The sequence below is a fragment of the Wenzhouxiangella sp. XN201 genome (assembly GCF_011008905.1).
In the GTDB taxonomy this organism is placed as follows: Bacteria; Pseudomonadota; Gammaproteobacteria; order Xanthomonadales; family Wenzhouxiangellaceae; genus Wenzhouxiangella.
On the sequence record NZ_JAAIVI010000017.1, the window covers coordinates 267391 to 284105 of the forward strand.

14 protein-coding genes, 1 tRNA gene and 1 riboswitch are annotated in these 16715 nt (G+C 63.5%); of the genes, 7 read left to right on the top strand and 8 right to left on the bottom strand.

The genetic code is table 11. The features are described 5' to 3' along the window. Positions 1-589 precede the first annotated feature (589 nt). A complete protein-coding gene (locus G4Y73_RS01770; protein WP_164228768.1) occupies positions 590-829 on the bottom strand; it encodes an accessory factor UbiK family protein in 240 nt (79 codons plus the stop codon). Between the two features lie 198 nt (positions 830-1027). Here G4Y73_RS01770 and G4Y73_RS01775 point away from each other — a divergent pair, with 198 nt between their 5' ends. The 3 genes from G4Y73_RS01775 to sufT all read left to right on the top strand — a co-directional run bounded on the left by G4Y73_RS01775 (position 1028) and on the right by sufT (position 4202). Continuing rightward, entirely contained in the window at positions 1028-1366 is a 339-nt protein-coding gene (locus G4Y73_RS01775) for a P-II family nitrogen regulator (RefSeq protein ID WP_164228770.1), read from the top strand. A 114-nt stretch (positions 1367-1480) separates the two neighbouring features. Beyond that, the gene (locus G4Y73_RS01780) at positions 1481-3388 is read left to right on the top strand and encodes a M1 family metallopeptidase (RefSeq protein WP_164228772.1); all 1908 of its coding nucleotides are present in this window, start codon (positions 1481-1483) and stop codon (positions 3386-3388) included. A gap of 262 nt (positions 3389-3650) precedes the next feature. Further along, positions 3651-4202: a putative Fe-S cluster assembly protein SufT gene (sufT, locus tag G4Y73_RS01785; RefSeq protein WP_164228774.1), complete on the top strand. Its 552-nt coding sequence runs from the start codon at positions 3651-3653 to the stop codon at positions 4200-4202. A gap of 116 nt (positions 4203-4318) precedes the next feature. Here the strand turns inward: sufT and G4Y73_RS01790 are convergent, their stop codons facing one another. The 3 genes from G4Y73_RS01790 to G4Y73_RS01800 form a co-directional block, all read right to left on the bottom strand. Further along, entirely contained in the window at positions 4319-6097 is a 1779-nt protein-coding gene (locus G4Y73_RS01790; protein ID WP_164228777.1) for a TonB-dependent receptor, read from the bottom strand. Positions 6098-6210: 113 nt separating this feature from the next. After that, positions 6211-6435, bottom strand: a riboswitch (cobalamin riboswitch). 36 nt (positions 6436-6471) lie between these two features. After that, positions 6472-8955, bottom strand: a complete 2484-nt coding sequence (locus tag G4Y73_RS01795) for an acyl-CoA dehydrogenase (protein ID WP_164228779.1) — start codon at positions 8953-8955, stop codon at positions 6472-6474. A gap of 2 nt (positions 8956-8957) precedes the next feature. Then, a complete protein-coding gene (locus tag G4Y73_RS01800; protein WP_164228781.1) occupies positions 8958-9836 on the bottom strand; it encodes an alpha/beta hydrolase in 879 nt (292 codons plus the stop codon). A 123-nt stretch (positions 9837-9959) separates the two neighbouring features. Between G4Y73_RS01800 and G4Y73_RS01805 the strand changes: the two genes are divergently transcribed. Next, entirely contained in the window at positions 9960-10553 is a 594-nt protein-coding gene (locus G4Y73_RS01805; protein ID WP_164228783.1) for a TetR/AcrR family transcriptional regulator, read from the top strand. Between the two features lie 89 nt (positions 10554-10642). On the opposite strand, the gene zapE is transcribed toward G4Y73_RS01805, so the two are convergent. Together zapE and G4Y73_RS01815 are read right to left on the bottom strand one after the other, a co-directional pair. Continuing rightward, complete coding sequence (gene zapE, locus G4Y73_RS01810) at positions 10643-11731, bottom strand: cell division protein ZapE (RefSeq protein WP_164228785.1); 1089 nt, start codon at positions 11729-11731, stop codon at positions 10643-10645. Between the two features lie 11 nt (positions 11732-11742). Continuing rightward, positions 11743-12402: an alpha/beta fold hydrolase gene (locus tag G4Y73_RS01815; protein WP_164228787.1), complete on the bottom strand. Its 660-nt coding sequence runs from the start codon at positions 12400-12402 to the stop codon at positions 11743-11745. An 87-nt stretch (positions 12403-12489) separates the two neighbouring features. Between G4Y73_RS01815 and G4Y73_RS01820 the strand changes: the two genes are divergently transcribed. Further along, the gene (locus tag G4Y73_RS01820) at positions 12490-13101 is read left to right on the top strand and encodes an ACP phosphodiesterase (protein ID WP_164228789.1); all 612 of its coding nucleotides are present in this window, start codon (positions 12490-12492) and stop codon (positions 13099-13101) included. Here the strand turns inward: G4Y73_RS01820 and G4Y73_RS13985 are convergent. After that, positions 13074-13619 (bottom strand): c-type cytochrome, encoded by a 546-nt coding sequence (locus tag G4Y73_RS13985; RefSeq protein WP_164228791.1) that lies wholly within the window; start codon positions 13617-13619, stop codon positions 13074-13076. The genes G4Y73_RS01820 and G4Y73_RS13985 overlap by 28 nt on opposite strands. Before the next feature lie 89 nt (positions 13620-13708). Then, entirely contained in the window at positions 13709-14107 is a 399-nt protein-coding gene (locus G4Y73_RS01830) for a hypothetical protein (protein ID WP_164228793.1), read from the bottom strand. Between the two features lie 184 nt (positions 14108-14291). On the opposite strand from G4Y73_RS01830, the gene G4Y73_RS01835 reads away from it, so the two are divergent. Together G4Y73_RS01835 and G4Y73_RS01840 are read left to right on the top strand one after the other, a co-directional pair. Next, on the top strand, positions 14292-16508 hold the full coding sequence (locus G4Y73_RS01835; RefSeq protein ID WP_164228794.1) for an EAL domain-containing protein: 2217 nt from the start codon (positions 14292-14294) through the stop codon (positions 16506-16508). Positions 16509-16615: 107 nt separating this feature from the next. After that, a tRNA-Arg gene (locus tag G4Y73_RS01840) sits at positions 16616-16692 on the top strand. The last annotated feature ends 23 nt before the right edge of the window (positions 16693-16715 follow it).

Below are 16715 nucleotides of genomic sequence, written 5' to 3' on the forward strand. Positions count from 1 at the left end.
GCGGCGCGGGCCTCGACAAGTCAACTTCTGTTTCGCCCGGCTTGCTTCGCAAGCTCTTTGGGCGAGTAACTTTTGTCAGTCGCGACAAAAGTCACCAAAAACGCTCTTAGAAGACGCGGTTGGTCCGCAAGACCAGAGGGCTTCAGGGCTTAACGGAGATACGGCTTTTGGCTTCGCGATGACTCGGTCGTGAAACATGGCGTTTTCGATAAAGCCTTTTCGTAGCCCGCACCCAGACAGCACGACCTCGATCGGGGTTGGCTTCGACTAAGGGTGGGACAGCGGTCGGGGGTGGTGCGCCATTCGAAGTCGTAGTGCCAGATGCGGGCCGCGGCAGGCGTTACCGCAAGTCAGCATGTTCGGCAGCCGGGCCCAAGCAAAGCCCCAGTCACAGTCCGTGAAGCCACTCCGCGGCAAGATTTTAGAGGCGTAACCGCCTGCTTTTAAGCGCGTTTTTTGGTTACTTTTTTCGCGCGGGAAAAAAGTTACCCGCCATCAGCCCGCGAAGCGGGCGGGCGGAACAGAAGTTGACGTGTCGAAGCCCGCACCGCGGCAGGCGGCGTCACCACGCCATGCCGGCTTGAAGAATTCAGCCAGACTGCTGGTCAAGCTTTTGCTCGAGCGCCTCGAGTTTCTCCCGCGTTCGAAGAAGCACCTTCTTCTGAATCTCGAATTCCTCTCGCGTGACCAGATCCATGCGGTCGAAGGCGGATTCGAGTACGGCGCGGAACTGCTCTTCCAGTTCGGCGCGGGCGGTGCGAAGCTCGCGCGGTACGGCCGCGGCCAGTTTGCGGGTGATTTCGTCGAGGGTCTGGAAGTCGGGGCGCATGAGTTTTTTCAGAAACGATTCAAACCGCAGATTAACGCAGATGGACGCAGATTTGCGTTTGCATCGTTGCGGTGCGTGGCTGTCGAGTCGCCGGGATTTGGCGCCCGTGGCCTTCGTGGTACCTCGACAGTGCCCTTCAGTCCCCAATCTGCGTTAATCTGCGTTCATCTGCGGTTTTAAATTTCACGTGAGAGAGTCATGAAACTGATTACCGCCATCATCAAACCATTCAAGCTCGACGATGTGCGCGATGCACTCGGCGAGGTCGGCGTGACCGGCATGACCGTCAGCGAGGTCAAGGGTTTTGGGCGCCAGAAGGGGCACACGGAGCTCTACCGGGGGGCCGAGTATGTCGTCGACTTCCTGCCCAAGCTCAAGCTCGAGATCGCCGTGCCCGACGACGATGCGGAGAGAGTCGTCGAGACCATCGTCGAGACCGCTTCGTCCGGGCGCATCGGCGACGGCAAGATCTTCGTCACCGACGTCGAGCGGGCCGTGCGCATCCGTACCGGCGAAGAGGGCGATGACGCACTCTAGTGCGCGTCATGCCTGCCCGGAAAGTTAACCACGGAAGACACGGAATTCACGGAAGGCTGATTTAGCGTCCCGCTGGAATCTTTAGGCTTTGCGCCAGAGACCAAGGAAATAGAAATGACTGGACGAATGAATGAATGGCTGCTGGCCGCAATTTGCATACTGCTGCTTGCGGCGTGTCAGGGTAAAGAATCGAGTGAATCACTCGCGCCCGCTGAGGAATGGCAGGTCCGGACCGGGACCGACCCGCACAGCTTTGCCGAGTACGAGAAGGTGCGCGTCGAACACCTGCGGTTGGATCTGGATGCCGACATGGACGCGCATGTGCTGTCCGGTTACGTCAGGCTCGATCTCGAGCGCGTCGATCCCGATCATCCCCGCTTGGTGCTCGATACCCGCGGGCTGGATATTCGAGACGTTACCGCGCCCGAGTCGGACGGCAATCATCGTCCGCTTTCCTGGAGTGTGGGTGAAGAGAAAGGCTCGCTGGGCCGGCCGCTCGTCATCCTTCTGCCGGAAGGGGTCGAAGCGGTCCGCATTGACTTCGCCAGCTCGCCCGAAGCCTTCGGGCTGCAGTGGCTCGATGGCGAACAGACTTCCTCGGGCGAGTCTTTCATGTTCTCGCAGAGCCAGCCTCACTACGCGCGCACCTGGGTGCCGCTGCAGGACACACCGGCGGTGCGCTACACCTTCGATGCCACCGTTCGCGTGCCTGAGCATCTCATGGCCGTCATGGGGGCGGCCGGCAATCCCTTCGAGCGCAACGACTCCGGCGAATACCGCTTTCACATGCCCCAGCCGGTGCCGTCCTATCTGATGGCGATTGCCATCGGTGACCTGGAATTCGCCGAGACCGGCGAGCGTTCGGGGGTCTACGCCGAACCCGAGTGGATCGAGGCCGCGGCCGAGGAATTCGACGTACTCGAGGAAATGATCGACATTGGCGTCGATCTCTACGGCGAGTACCGCTGGGGCCGTTACGACCTGCTGGTGCTGCCACCGAGCTTTCCCTTCGGCGGCATGGAGAACCCGCGCCTGAGCTTCGTCACGCCGACCATCATTGCCGGCGACGGCAGCCTGCTGGCCCTCGTGGCACACGAACTGGCGCATTCCTGGTCGGGCAATCTCGTGACCAATGCCGCCTGGCGTGACTTGTGGCTCAACGAGGGTTTTACGGTCTATTTCGAGTCGCGCATCATGGAAGCGCTCTACGGCGAGGAAGTCGAGCGCCAGCTCGCCGTGCTGGAATGGGAGGGACTGGTCGAGGAACTGGAGTCGACCGAGGACGGCATGGCCAGTCTCGTGCTCGACGTCGACGAGCGCGATCCCGATGACGCCTTCATCGGCGTGCCCTACGCCAAGGGCCGCTTTTTCCTCGACTGGATCGAGCACCGCGTCGGGCGCGCGGCCATCGATGAATTCCTGCGCGCCTACTTCGACCATTTCGCCTTTGAGTCGATTTCGACACAGACCTTCCGCGCCTACCTCGAGAACAACCTGGTCTCGAAACACACCGATGCCCTGAGCATGGACGAAGTCGACCAGTGGCTCTATCAGCCAGGCCTCCCCGAATATGCTGTCGCGCCCGAGTCGGATGCCTTCGAGCGCGTCGACGACTGGCGCCAGCGCTGGCTGGCGGGCAACGCGGCGCTCGACGAGCTGCCGGCCGATCAGTGGTCGGTCTACCAGTGGCTGCACTTCCTGATTGGGCTCGAGGACGAACTCGACGGCGAGCGCATGACGGCGCTGGATGCCGCCTTCTCACTGACCGACTCGGACAACTACGAAATCCTCTACCAGTGGCTGATGCGCTCGATCGAGGCGCGCTACGAGCCGGGTATCGAGCGACTTGAGGCGTTCTTGCTGGAAGTCGGGCGCAACAAGTTCACGCGTCCGCTCTACGGCGCCCTGGCCGACACTGACTGGGGACGGGACTGGGCCATCGAAGTTTACGAGCGCGCCCGCCCCGGCTACCACCCAATGACGCGACAGGCGGCCGAACGGGCCCTGGGGCTGGGGGACTAGTAGGGTTGGGAGTTTCGGCCTTTAAAACCTTTAAAACGCAAAGCAGCTAAGCAGCGAAGATCGCGAAGACAACCATTAAATAGAAAATTCTTTTGCAATTAAATTGGATTTTCAAGATTTTGGATTTTCATTCTTTGCGCCCTTTGCTGCTTCGCTGCTTTGCGTTTTAAAGATTTTTGCTGCGCGAACTTCAGCCCCGTTGAATCATCGCTCTCCCAGCCGGATATAATAGGGACCAAATCAATCCTGTTTCGGGTGGTCCATGTTCGGCAACTCCTACACACCGGTGAAATTCGAACGCGACTGCGAGGTGGTGATGGTGCCCGAGGGCGCGCCGGTCGAGCTGCCGGCCGGCACCGTGGGCTATATCACCCAGCAGATGGGCGGCAGTTTCACCATTTATGTCGACGGTCGCCTGTTCCGACTGGCCGGCGACGAGGCCGATGCCATCGGCAAGGAGCCGCCGCCGGCGCCCCGATTGCCCGAGAACGCCACCGACGAGGACGTCGAGGAACTGGTCATGAGCCAGCTCAAGACCGTGTACGACCCCGAAATTCCGATCAACGTTCTCGATCTTGGGCTCATCTACGAGTGCGATATCACCAAAGTCGATGACGAGACCCGGCATGTGGCGATCGACATGACGCTGACCGCCCCCGGCTGTGGCATGGGCGACATCCTGGTCGCCGACGTCGAGGATCGCATCGCCCGCATTCCCACCATCGACAAGGTCGACGTCCGCCTGGTCTTCGACCCGCCGTGGAACCAGCACATGATGAGCGAGGAAGCGCGCCTCGAAACCGGGATGTTCTGAAACCGGCAGGAACCCACAGTAGCGAAGCGGGTCCTGTGGCGAGCGATTTCGAAACCGCAGGTTTCGTATGAGCGCGCCGCAGGACCCGCTTCGCGTTCAGCCCAAACGCAGGCCGATTAGTCCTGCCAGCTGAGGGCGACGAACAAGCTTCGGCCGGGGGCATTGAAGCCGGCCAGGGGTTCGTAGTCGCGATCGGTGAGGTTGTCGATCCGGCCTTCGATCCGGAAGCCTGTACCCAGCGGCCATCCGGCGCGCAGGTTGACCAGAGTGAAGTCTTCCAGTTCGACGCCGCCGACGTCGGCGCGCTCGCCGGTGTAGCTGACCTCGAGACCAGCCCAGCCGCCGTTGTCGAAACGGTAGTCGAGGGTGGTGTGGGCCTTTTCTTCCGGACGGCGCAGCAGCCGGTCGCCGCTGTCGCGGTTCTCCGGATCCTGCCACGTCAGGCTCGTCTGACTGTGCCACTGACCCGCGTTGAAGCGGTGAACGAGTTCGGCGCCGCGAATGCGCGCACGATTGATGTTGATGGCCTGGAAATCCGGTCCGGAAAAGTCGATCAGGTCGTCGATGCGCTGCTCGAACAGGCTCAGGTCGAATTGCTGGCGGTCCGTGGGCGTCCAGTCCAGTCCCAGTTCTCCGGATTGCGCGGTTTCCGGATCGAGGTCCGGGTTGCCGGCGAACAGGCCGCCGAAGCCCGGCGAGTAGAGCTGGTTGAAGTTCGGCGCGCGAAAGGCGCGGCCGAAACGGGCGAACAGCCGCCAGTCCTCACTCGGCCGCCAGCCGCCGGCCAGGCTGCCGGTGGTGGCCGATCCGAACAACTCGTCCTCGTCGACGCGCAGGCTCATTTCCCAGTCGAATGAATTGTGGCGACCTTCCAGGCCGGTCCAGGCACCGATGTTGTAACGGTCGCCCGACCAGCTGTCCGCGCTGTAGCCCGATTCACGCCAGGCATCCACACCCAGCAGCCAGAGCTGGTTATTTCCCAGTGCCCGTTCAGCCTGGATGCCGGTCTGCAGGCGGCGGGTGACGGTCTCTGAATCGGAGAAAGCCGTCTCGGTCTCCAGGCGGTCGCGATGCAGCCCGATCGAGGCTTGCCACTGCCAGGGGCCGGACAGGGCGCTGCGGTACTCGGTGCGGGCGGAATAGTTGCGCATGTCCGAAACGCCCTGGTCGAATTCGACCTGGCCGTCGCTGGCGCGGGCATTCCAGGACCAGGTGCCACCGGCCAGGCCGAGTTCACCGCCCAGGGCCAGACTGTCGTTGTCGAAGCCGTCATCGTCGGGGTCGAAGGCAAAGCCGTTTTCATTCTGGGCCGAGAAGCCGTCGAAGCGACGCATGGCGACGCTCAGTCCGAAATTTCGCGTCCCCCAGCCGGCCGAGGCACGCCGGTCGTCGTAGCGGCCGTAGCCGACCCGGAATTGCGCCCCGTCCGGGCGACGCGTGAAAATCTGGATAACGCCGCCGATGGCATCCGAGCCATAGCGCGCCGCGCGCGGCCCACGCACGATCTCGACGCGCTCGATGATGGCCGGGTCGAGGTTCTCCCAGGCAAAGGCACCGGTGCCGGCGGCCGATACGCGCACGCCGTCGATCAGCACCAGGACGTGATTGGAGTTACTGCCGCGCATGAACACGGCGGTCTGGCTGCCCGGGCCGCCGCCCCGCGCGACGTCAATACCGGCTTCGAGCCTGAGCAGTTCCAGCAGGTCGCCGGCCTGGCTGGCTTCAATCGCGTCGCGATCGATCACGCTACTGCGCGTCAGAGAATCGCCCGTGGCGGCAGGGCTTCGGCTGGCGGTCACCACGATGGGTTCGCCGTCCCAGGAATCGGCGGAGACGATGGTTGAAACGGAGATGAGGCCGGCGGCAGCCAGCCCGGTCAGGTAACGAAAGTTCATTGATGCTCCTTGCGCTCACCCGCGCGTTGCGGGGGTTGGGGGAGCACAGGGAACAGTCGGGAACGGCCCGTGAGACGTTCAGCCGACGCTTCTCCGGTTGCCCGCCGCAACCCCGGTCGAATTGGGCAACAGGCCGGTCTCCTGACTTCCGGCGGCAGGCCGCAAGGCTTGCCGGGCTGGACCTTCCCCCGGATTGCTCCGGAGTGGTTTCATCCAGCCGCATCGACGTGCTGTCGATGCCGGTTACAGTTGCGGGGGCAGTACCGGACTTGCACCGGTTTCCCGAATCACCTGTTACCGATTGTTCAAACAAAAGCGCCGGAGGGCGGTGCCGACCGGCGCGAAGCAGTATAGCGTACAAGCGCCCTACAGTGTCAGGCCGCCCTGGACTCACGGGCGCCGCGAATCGCGTCCCCCGTCTCGGTCAATCCGGCCTGCAATTCGGCGAGATCGAAATCGTCGGTGGCGATGACTTCCATGCTGCGGCGGCGCACGTCGAGCAGCAGCTCGACCTCCTTGGCAGTCAGGATGTCTTTCTTGCGCGCCTGTTCGACACGTTCCTCGAAGGTATAGCCGGCGATCTGGCCGGCACGCTCCGCCTTGATCAGCTTGCGTTCGACCGGCTCGGCAGCGATCACGTCGGGCAGCAGTTCTTCCATGATGCCCGGCCAGTAGCCTTCACGAGCAGTCTTGTAGCACCCGCGCGTGAGGCGATCGCGGGTATCCGAGGGCGAGAGCAGCAGGGAGGCGACCTTGTGGCCGAGCCGATCGTTGGGGGCGCTTTCCCTCTGTCCGAGCGGGAAGACCACCAGGCGCAGCAGCGGACGCATCCAGCCGATGGGATAGTTGTCGATCACCCCGCTGAAGGCACGCTGGATCTTGTAGATCGCATCGTGGAAGGCCCAGGCCATGATCGGCTGATCGGCCGCCGGCCTCGCTTCATGTTCGAAACGGCGCAGCATCGCCGAGCAGATGTAGAGCTGGCTCAGGGCGTCGCCGAGACGACCGGAGATCTTCTCCTTCATCTTCAGCTTGCCGCCGTAGGTGAGCATGGCCACGTCGGCCAGGTAGGCGAACGCGGCGCAGTAGCGGCTGAGCTTGCGATAGTACTTGCGCGTGCGCCGGTCGCCCGGCACCGCCGCGAATTTCGCGAAACTCAGGCCCAGCACGAAAGAGCGCGTGGCGCTGGAGATGGAGTGGCCGATGTGGGCAAACAGCAGCTTGTCGAATTCGACCAGGCGTTCTTCCTCGTCGTCGATCTGGAGCGCCTCGAGTTCCTTGAGCACGTAGGGGTGACAGCGAATCGCGCCCTGGCCGAAGATCATCAGCGAGCGCGTCATGATGTTGGCGCCCTCGACGGTGATCCAGATCGGCGCGCCTTCCCAGGCGCGGCCGAGGTAATTCTTCGGCCCGAGAATGATGCCCTTGCCGCCGTGGATGTCCATGGCGTCGCGCAGGACTTCGCGGCTCATCTCCGTGGAGTGGTACTTGGCGATCGCGCCGGGCACGGCCGGGCGCTCGCCGTCGTCCACGGCAGAAGCTGTCTGGCGGCTCAGTGCACTGATGGCGTAGGTGTAACCGGCCATGCGCGCCAAGGCTTCTTCCACGCCTTCGAAGCGGCCGATGGGCAGGCCGAACTGTTTGCGAATGCGGGCATAGGCCCCGGTGACCATGGTCGCCGCCTTGGCGCCGCCGGTGGTCGACGAGGGCAGCGAAATGGCACGGCCCACGGACAGCGATTCGACCAGCATGCGCCAGCCCTGGCCGGCGTAGTCGGTACCGCCGAGCAGGTAATCCAGCGGCACGAACACATCCTTGCCCCGGATCGGCCCGTTCGGAAACGGGTTATTGAGCGGAAAGTGGCGCCGACCGATGTCCATGCCCGGCGTATCGGCCGGCAGCAGGGCGACGGAAATGCCGATGTCCTTGGTGTCGCCGATCAGGCCGTCCGGATCGTAGAGCCGGAAGGCCAGCCCGACAACGGTGGCGACCGGCGCCAGCGTGATGTAGCGCTTTTCGAAGTTTAGCTTGATGCCCAGGGTTTCCTTGCCCTTGAACTTGCCCTTGCAGATGATGCCGTGGTCGACGATGGAGGTCGCGTCGGACCCGGCCACGGTGCTGGTCAGGCCGAAGCAGGGGATTTCATCGCCCGAGGCCAGGCGGGGCAGGTAGCGGTCCTTCTGTTCGTCGGTGCCATAGTGGAGCAGCAGCTCGGCCGGGCCGAGCGAGTTGGGCACCGCCACGATCGATCCGACCGTGGAGCTCAGGCCGCCGACCTTCTCGAGCACGGCGCGGTGCGCCACCGCCGAAAAGCCCAGGCCGCCGTACTCCTTCGGAATGATCATGCCGAAGTATTTGTTTTTCTTCAGGTGTTCCCAGACTTCGTCGGAGGTTCCGGCGCGGTAGTGGGTGAACTCCCACTCGTCGATCATGCCGCACAACTCCTCGACCGGCCCGTCGATAAAGGCCTGTTCCTCGGTGCTGAGCTCGTGCAGCGGTTTCTTGATGAAGCGGCTCCAGCGCGGATTGCCGCCGAAGATCTCGCCCTCGAAGCCGACCGTGCCGGCATCGAGCGCGACCTGTTCGGTCTCCGAAATCTTGGGCACCATGCCCTGGAAGCTTTCCAGCACGCGCCGCGTAATGAACTCTCGCCGCCAGCTGCGGTTGTTGATTACCGCGGCGACCGGCAGGAAGAGCAGCCAGAACAGGGTCAGGCTGATCCAGCCCGGTTCGCCGGCGATGGTGAAGCCGAGCCCGACGGCACCGGTCACGCCCGTCCAGATCGCGGCCGAAGCCCGCAAATAGGCGCAGGCCAGCCCGGCGACGAGCAGGGCCAGCAAAAACAGGATAAGGGTCATGATCAGGTGGCTCCTTGCGCGGCCTGCCGTTTCAGAAACGGTGTGACGGCGCCCATGAAATGGTCATTGCGGTCACCGGCCACCATGTGGGTGGCGTCTTCCACGGTGGCCTGTTCAGCGTGCGGCGCCAGTTTGAGGAATTCCTCGATGTGCTCCTGGCCGATCATCTCACTGTGGCTGCCGGCGACCAGCAGGGTCGGAATCTTGAGCCGGCGCGAAGCCGACTTCAGGCGCGACTGGAGATTGCTGCTTTTCTCGGCCAGGGCCAGCATGGCCGGGTCCCAGTGCCAGTACCAGCGGCCATCGCCACCCTGGCGCAGGTTGCGGGTCAGGCCGTCGCTCGAGCCGTTGTGGCGGCGATGTGGGAGAAACCCGCGCACCGCCTCGATGGCCTCCTCGAGCGTTTCAAAGCCCTTGGGATTCTGTCGCATGAAAGCCAGCATGGCCTCCACGCCGCTGTCGTCCCAGCGCGGCGCGATATCGACCAGCACCAGTGAGGCCAGCTCGACCTTGGGTTTTTCCGAATGCGCCAGCAGTGCGGTCAGGCCGCCCATGGACGCACCGATCACCGCCGGGTGGTTGGGCAGGGACGCGCAGACGCGTCGGAAATCCTCGATGAACTGCTCGAAGTCGTATTCGCCGCTGGGTGCGCGATCGCTTTCGCCATGTCCGCGGGCGTCGTAACTGACCGCCTGCCAGCCGGCTGCCGCCAGGCGCCGGCCGGTTTCCTCCCAAGCGTACTGGGTTTGGCCAAAGCCATGGGCCATCAGCACACACGGCGCCCGATCGTCGCCATAATAGCGAAGGCTCAGGCGGATGCCGTCATCGGTCCAGATCTGGCGCCGGCGGATATCGTCATTGAGTTTGCGTACAGCTTCCATACGGCAGAGTATGGGATTACCCTGTTAGTTAGTCAATCACGTTTCATATTGGTTCGATGAGGCGCCGGCACAAGTGCGCTTCGATCTCGCCATACCCCCATTGGAGTACCATCGCGGATCATCATGGCCAAATCAAGTACCGAAAGTAACAGTAGCAGCGAGAAGACCTCGTTGACTCCGGCCGACTGGGAGCAGGCGGCGCTGGCGCTGATTGCCGAAAAGGGCATTGCGGCACTTCGCGTCGAGCCGCTGGCGCGGCGCCTGGGCATCACCAAGGGCAGTTTCTACTGGCATTTTCCCGGGCGCGATGAGCTTTTGGCGCGCGCGCTCGAGCGCTGGGAGCAGCAGGACAGCCAGCACCTCAAGCTTTCGCTGCATGCTGCTACCGAGCCGACCGAACGCCTGACCGACTTCGTCTGGCGTACCAGCCGCCAGACGCTCACCCACCGCATATATGTCGCTCTGTGCGCCAGTCCAGACGATCCGCGCATCGGCCCGGTGCTGCGACGTGTGACCGAGCGGCGGCTGAAGTACCTCGCCAGCGCGCTCGAGGAGCTGGGCCTGGACGCGATCAAGGCGCGGCATCGAGCCAACCTGATGTACTCATCCTATGTCGGCTACTTGCAGCTCCAGGCCCAGGGGCTGGTGCCGGACAGGGATGAGTCCGATTTCGACACCTATGTGCAGCATGTCATCGAGACCTTGATCGAGGTTTAAGGGTTGGCTAGTTCGCTGGTTCGCTGGTTCGCTGGTTCGGCAATGATGCTAGCCGTTGCCGAACCAGCGAACCAGCGAACCAGCGAACCCTAAGGTCGGTGTTCGCGTCCCAGGTAATCGTGGCTCTGCATTTCGATCAAGCGCGAGACGGTGCGCTCGAACGGCGCGGCCAGGCGTTTGCCGCGGTAGAGTGATTCGGGGGCTGACTCGGCCGAAATCACCAGTTTGACGGCGCGGTCGTAGCACTCGTCGACCAGGTGGATGAAGCGGCGCGCCGCGTCGTTGTCCTGCTCTTCCAGCACCGGGACCTCGCTGACGAAAAGCGTGGAGAAGTGCCGGGCCAGCTCGATGTAATCGCCGCTGGCGCGGTGGCCGCGGCACAGCGTGTCGAAGTCGAACCAGGCGACCGAAGCCGCTCGTTTCAACGGCTGGAGCTGGCGACCTCGAACTTCCAGGGGGCGGTTGTCGTTTGGCGCGCCGCGGGTCAGCGACCGGAATTCTGTCTCCAGTTCCTCGCGCGTCGCCTCGTCGATGGGATGGTAATAAATGCGATGGCGGCTGAGTTCGCGCAAGCGATAGTCGGTCTCGGCCGTCAGTTCGACCACTTCGCAGTTGTTTTCGATCGCCTCGATCGCCGGCACGAAGCGTTCGCGCTGCAGGCCGTCGGCGTAGAGATCTGCCGGTGCGGTGTTGCTGGTGGCGATCAGGGTCAGGCCGCGGGCCAACAGCGGCTGGAGCAGGCCGCCGAGGAGCATGGCATCACCGATGTCGCTGACGTGGAACTCGTCGAAGCACAGGACGCGGCAGCGACCGGCCACGTCGCGGGCGATGGCCGGCAGCGGATCACGAGCGCTGCCGCGCGCCTTGAGTTCGTCGTGCACCCGGTCCATGAAGCGATGGAAATGAATACGCCAGACGGCGACACCCCCGGCGTCGAGACTTTCGGCGAAGGTATCCATCAGCAGCGTCTTGCCGCGTCCGACCCGGCCATGGATGTAGAGCCCTTTCACGGCCGGATAGCGGCGACGCCAGCGGTCGAGCCAACCCGGCTGCCGTTGCTGCAGGGCGTCGAAGCGCTGTTGCAGGGTCTCGATGATGCGGCGCTGGGCGGCATCGGGTTCGATGCGGTCGTCGTCGATCAGCGCCTGATAGCGTGCCTGCGGCCCCGGGTCGGCCATGCTTGTAACGCTCAGGGCAGGTTGGGTTGGACGTGATTCTTGATCAACCCGCGCAGATCCATCAGCCGGCGATGGAAGAAATGCCCGGTGCCTTCCATGGTCACCAGGTCTGCATCCTGACCTAGTTTTTCAGCCCAATCGAAGACCGCCTCGGGTGAGACCACCTCGTCCTCGTCTCCCTGCACGACCAGCCACGGGCAGTTGGGCGGCTGCAGGTCGGCAAAGCCGTAGCGCTCGACCGGTGGTGCAATCGAGATCAGCTGTCGCACCGGCAGATCCTGGGCGGCCTTGAGTGCAATGTAGGAACCGAAGGAAAAGCCGCCCAGCCACAGATCGTCGTCCGGACGAACCTTGCGGACCCACTCGACCACGGCCAGCAGGTCCTCGGTTTCACCCTCGCCATCGTCGAACTCGCCCTCGCTTTCATTCACGCCGCGAAAGTTGAAGCGCACCGTGCGCAGTCCGAGTTCGCGCAAACTGCGCTCCATGATGGTCACGACCTTGTTGCGCATCGTGCCGCTATGCTGGGGATGCGGATGGCACAGCACAGCCGTGGCCGGACGTTCCTTGCCGGCTTCCGGCACGTCGGCCAGGCACTCGATCCGACCGGCCGGGCCGGTCAGGAAGAACTCGCACGCATCGCTCGGGAACTTGGCCGGGTCGGTCTCCATCGGTGATCCTTCGCGGTTGCCAGCGCCGGGTCGGCGGGGGCATCATCATAACTCACCCGCCCAGCGCGCTGCAGGCTCCCCAATGGCATGAATCATCTGGCTCACGTGGTCCTGGCCGGCACCGACGAGGGCTTGCGTCTGGGCGCCTTTCTGGGCGACCACATCAAGGGTCGTGCCGCCCTGAACGAACTGCCGCCAGACTGGGCGGCCGGAGTGATCCTGCATCGTCGCATCGACACACTCAGTGATGCCCACCCGGCCGTGACCGCCGTGCTCGAAACCCTGGAGCCGCCCTGGCGACGCTATGGCGGCGTGATCCTGGACGTGCTGTTCGACCACATGCTGACACGCCACTGGCAGCGTTTTGGCGATGTTCAGTTGTCGACGTTGGCCGACGAAATCGACGACCTGTTGGCCCGGCACCGACCGACCCTGCCGCCACGCCTGGTGCGCTTCAGCCTGTGGGCGGAAAGGCGCGGGCTGTGGCAGCGCTACGGGGAACGTTCGATGCTGGAGGAGATCTTCACGCTGTTGGCGCGACGTCACGGCCGAACCTGGCCACTGGCGCACGGCGCGCGTCTGCTCGATGACCGGCAGGCGGCCATCGAGCAGGCATTTCTGGAGATGTTTCCGGTGCTTCAGGCGCGGGTTGCCCGAGAGCGGGAAGCGCTTCAGTCTTCGAGTTGGTCGAGCATGTAGTCGACCGATGCGCCGACCTGTTCGTCGCTGAGGTCCGACCGGCCGCCACGCGGCGGCATGGCATTGAGGCCATTGATGGCTGAGGCCACCAGTTCGTCCCGACCCTTGTCGAGACGATCGCCCCAGGTGCTGGTCTCGAGCGTCGGCGCGCCCGCTGCTCCCGAATCGTGACAGGCAGCACAGACCCGGCCATAGATCATTTCGCCGTCGGTTGAGCCGTCGAAGGCCACCTCGGCTTGCTCACTCTCGGCCGCCTGCGCCGCTTCTTGCGCGGCAGCCCGCCCGGTTTCGCCGGCGTAGATGCCTGCCACGGGTTTGAGCCGTTCTTCCACCGCGGCCTGGCGAGCGGCGCTTTGTTCGCCGTCGAATTCCCGCTGGTGAATAATCAGTGCCAGCACGATGATGACAACCGTGAAGGCAACCAGCCCGGCCAGAACCGCGCTGAAGGTTTTTATGAATTGTCGATCATGTTCCTCGGACACGCCGGACAGACCTCGTATTGCAGAAAATCGGGACATGGCCCGGGATGCGGGCCGCAAAGTCGGCAATTATACCGATTGCCCGGCCGATGATACAGCGGCATCTACCAGAGTTGTTCAGAGGTTCCTTAGGGCGCCGTTGCGCCTGCGGAGAGATCCAGGCGCCGGGCCAGCGCGCTGCCGGCTGCCGCTCCGGCCAGCGGCACGGCCGCGGCCAGCAGCGCCATTGGATTGCCGGGCGTGGTCAGGTTGACCAGCACAAAAGCCGAGACGGCGAGAAGTGCACCGCAGACCATGCCGGCGACTGCGTGCCGGCGCATGGCGGTTGCCATGGCACCGGCAGCCACACTGCCCAGCAGCCAGATGAGCGCTGGCAACGGGAAAAGCGGCCAGGCAGGGATGCGCCCGCCCGCGAAAGAAACGGACAGCAGGTCGGTCGGCAGCAGCACTGCGAGTCCCGTAGCAAGGCTTTCGATCAGGATGATGCCGACCAGCAGCCCGGCCAGGAGCGCCTTGAGTGTATCCATGTCGTCAGTTTAGCGTGCCCTGGGCTATACTGGTGTTTTCACCGGCCCGAGCGGCCGCATACACGTTTTATCCCTTCTTCATGACTTCGTTCAAGCGTCCAGCATCGGGCCCGGAAGCGCCGGGAGCCGGCCGGTGATCTCCAGCGATCCAGCCGGCGTCCCTGAATCGTTCGATCCTTCGCGTATGGCACCCTGGCTTGCCGGACTGGTGCTGGTTGCCGGCGTGGTGGGAACGATCCTTTTGTTCAATGGGCTGGAGTCGGTCGAGAGAGCCTCGCTGCAGCGATATGTATCGAACCTGGCCAGCTACATCGAGGCCGACATGCTCACCGACCTGCGTGAGCAGATCAATGCGCAGCAGCGCATGACTGCTCGGCTGGCCCATTACGGGCTGGACGACCGCGGTGGCTGGCAGCTCAACGCCGATTTGTATCTCGGCCACTACGATTATTATCGCGCGCTGGCGGTACTCTCGCCCGAGCTCGAAATCCTCTGGCTTCAGAGCCGTGGAGCGCGGATTGCAGAGCCCGGTGAAGTCTTCCCGGTTGACGAAGGCTATCGCCCGGCCCTGGCCCGAGCCGAGGTGAGCGGCGAGCTGGTGGTGACGCGACCGACCTACATGCCGGACGGCCGTCCCGGCATCAGTTTTCTTCTCCCGATAGGAACCGACAAGGATCATGTCGGGTATCTGGCAGCGACCATGGATATCCCGTCGGCCATTGATGCCATGATCCCGTCGATGTTCAGGGACGCGCTGGATCTGCACGCGGTTGCCCGCGGCCGCGAAGTCTATCCCTTCCCCCTGCGTCGCTCCACCACGACCGACTGGGATGCCGGCTTCAGGGTTGATCTCGATGAAGACGAGGAAGGTTTCCTGTTCGAGTTCTCGCTGGGCGCGGCCACACGCGCGCAACTCAGCTCGCACATGCCGCTGGCGGTGTTGATCAGCGGAATTCTCCTGTCGCTTTTGCTGGCGGCAGTGGTCTATCTCGGGCTCAGTGCAAGCGGCCAGGCCCGCGTGTTGGCGCGCTCCAATCGCCACCTCGAGCGAGAAATCGGGGAGCGCGAAACGGCCGAGCGCGAACTCGAATTCCTGGTGCACAACGATGCCCTGACCGGCCTGCCCAACCGGTCAGGTATTACGGTCTACCTGGCCGAACTGATCGAACGTCACGGCAGCGAGGACGGACAGCTCGCACTACTGTTTCTCGATCTTGACCAGTTCAAGGACATCAACGACACGCTCGGTCATCAGCTCGGCGACCAGTTGCTGTGCGAGGTGCCCCGGCGTCTGGCCGGCGTGCTGCGCGACCGCGATTTCGTCGGTCGGCACGGTGGTGACGAATTCCTGGTCGTGGCGCGGCGCGACAACCGCGAGCAGGTCGAGCAGCTGGCCGGAAACATCCTGCGGGCGCTCGACGGTGGTTTTGCCATCGAGGACCATCGGCTCTTCATTTCGGCCAGCATAGGTATTGCCTACTATCCCGAATCAGGGCGTTCGGTCAGCGAGTTGATTCAGAATGCCGACACGGCGCTGTTCAAGGCCAAGAATGCCGGGCGCAACCAGTTCGCGGTGTTTACGCGCGAAATGTTCGCCCAGGCACAGCACCGGCTGAACCTGAGCCGCGATATTCGGCATGCGCTCGAAGACGGCGAGTTCCGGGTTGTCTACCAGCCCATCTACACCGTCGCCGACCTGAACATGTGCGGCGTCGAGGCCCTGCTGCGCTGGGATCATCGCGATGGCTACGCGGTGCCGCCCCAGGAATTCATCCGGGTGGCGGAGGAGACCGGAATCATCGGCCGTCTGGGGGAGTTTGTGCTCGATCGCGCACTGTCGGACCTGGCCGGCTGGAAGTCGCGCAGCGACCGACTGCCGTGGCTTGCAGTCAATGTTTCGGGCGCGCAGATCCACGAGGCCGGCTTCGCCGAACAGTTGAGCGTATTACTGCACCAGCATCGCGTCGAACCCGAACAGCTCCACCTCGAAATTACCGAAGAGGTGTTGATCGAGAACCTGGCGCGCAACCGGCGCATGCTGCACAAGCTCGACGAGATCGGCATGCGAATCGCCGTCGACGACTTCGGTATCGGCTATTCCTCATTGAGTTACCTCAAGAACTTCCCGATTTCAGTCGTCAAAATCGATCGCGGTTTCGTGCGCGACATCGTTTCCGATCCGGAAGACCAGGCGATTACCCGCACGATCTGCACCCTCGCGGCGGAACTGGGTATGCAGACCGTGGCCGAAGGCGTCGAAACCGAGGAACAGCTGGAAATGCTGGCCGGCTACCATTGCACCTACGCACAGGGATTTCTGTTCTCGCGGCCGGTGCCTGCCGGGGAAATCGCCGACATGATCGCCGGACAGGCGGACGGGGAAAACCGTTCGAGTCGTTGAGGTGTTCGCGCGCCGAGGTCAAAGCACTATCGCCCTTGAGCGGTTCGTTCGCCCAGTCTCCGCCGCAGACCAGCGCACGGGTCGTTAGGTTACAATACCCGCCGCACGCGCCCGTAGCTCAGCTGGATAGAGTACCGCCCTCCGAAGGCGGGGGTCGCAGGTTCGAATCCTGCCGGGCGCGCCAGATACGAAAGGCCCGCGTAAGTA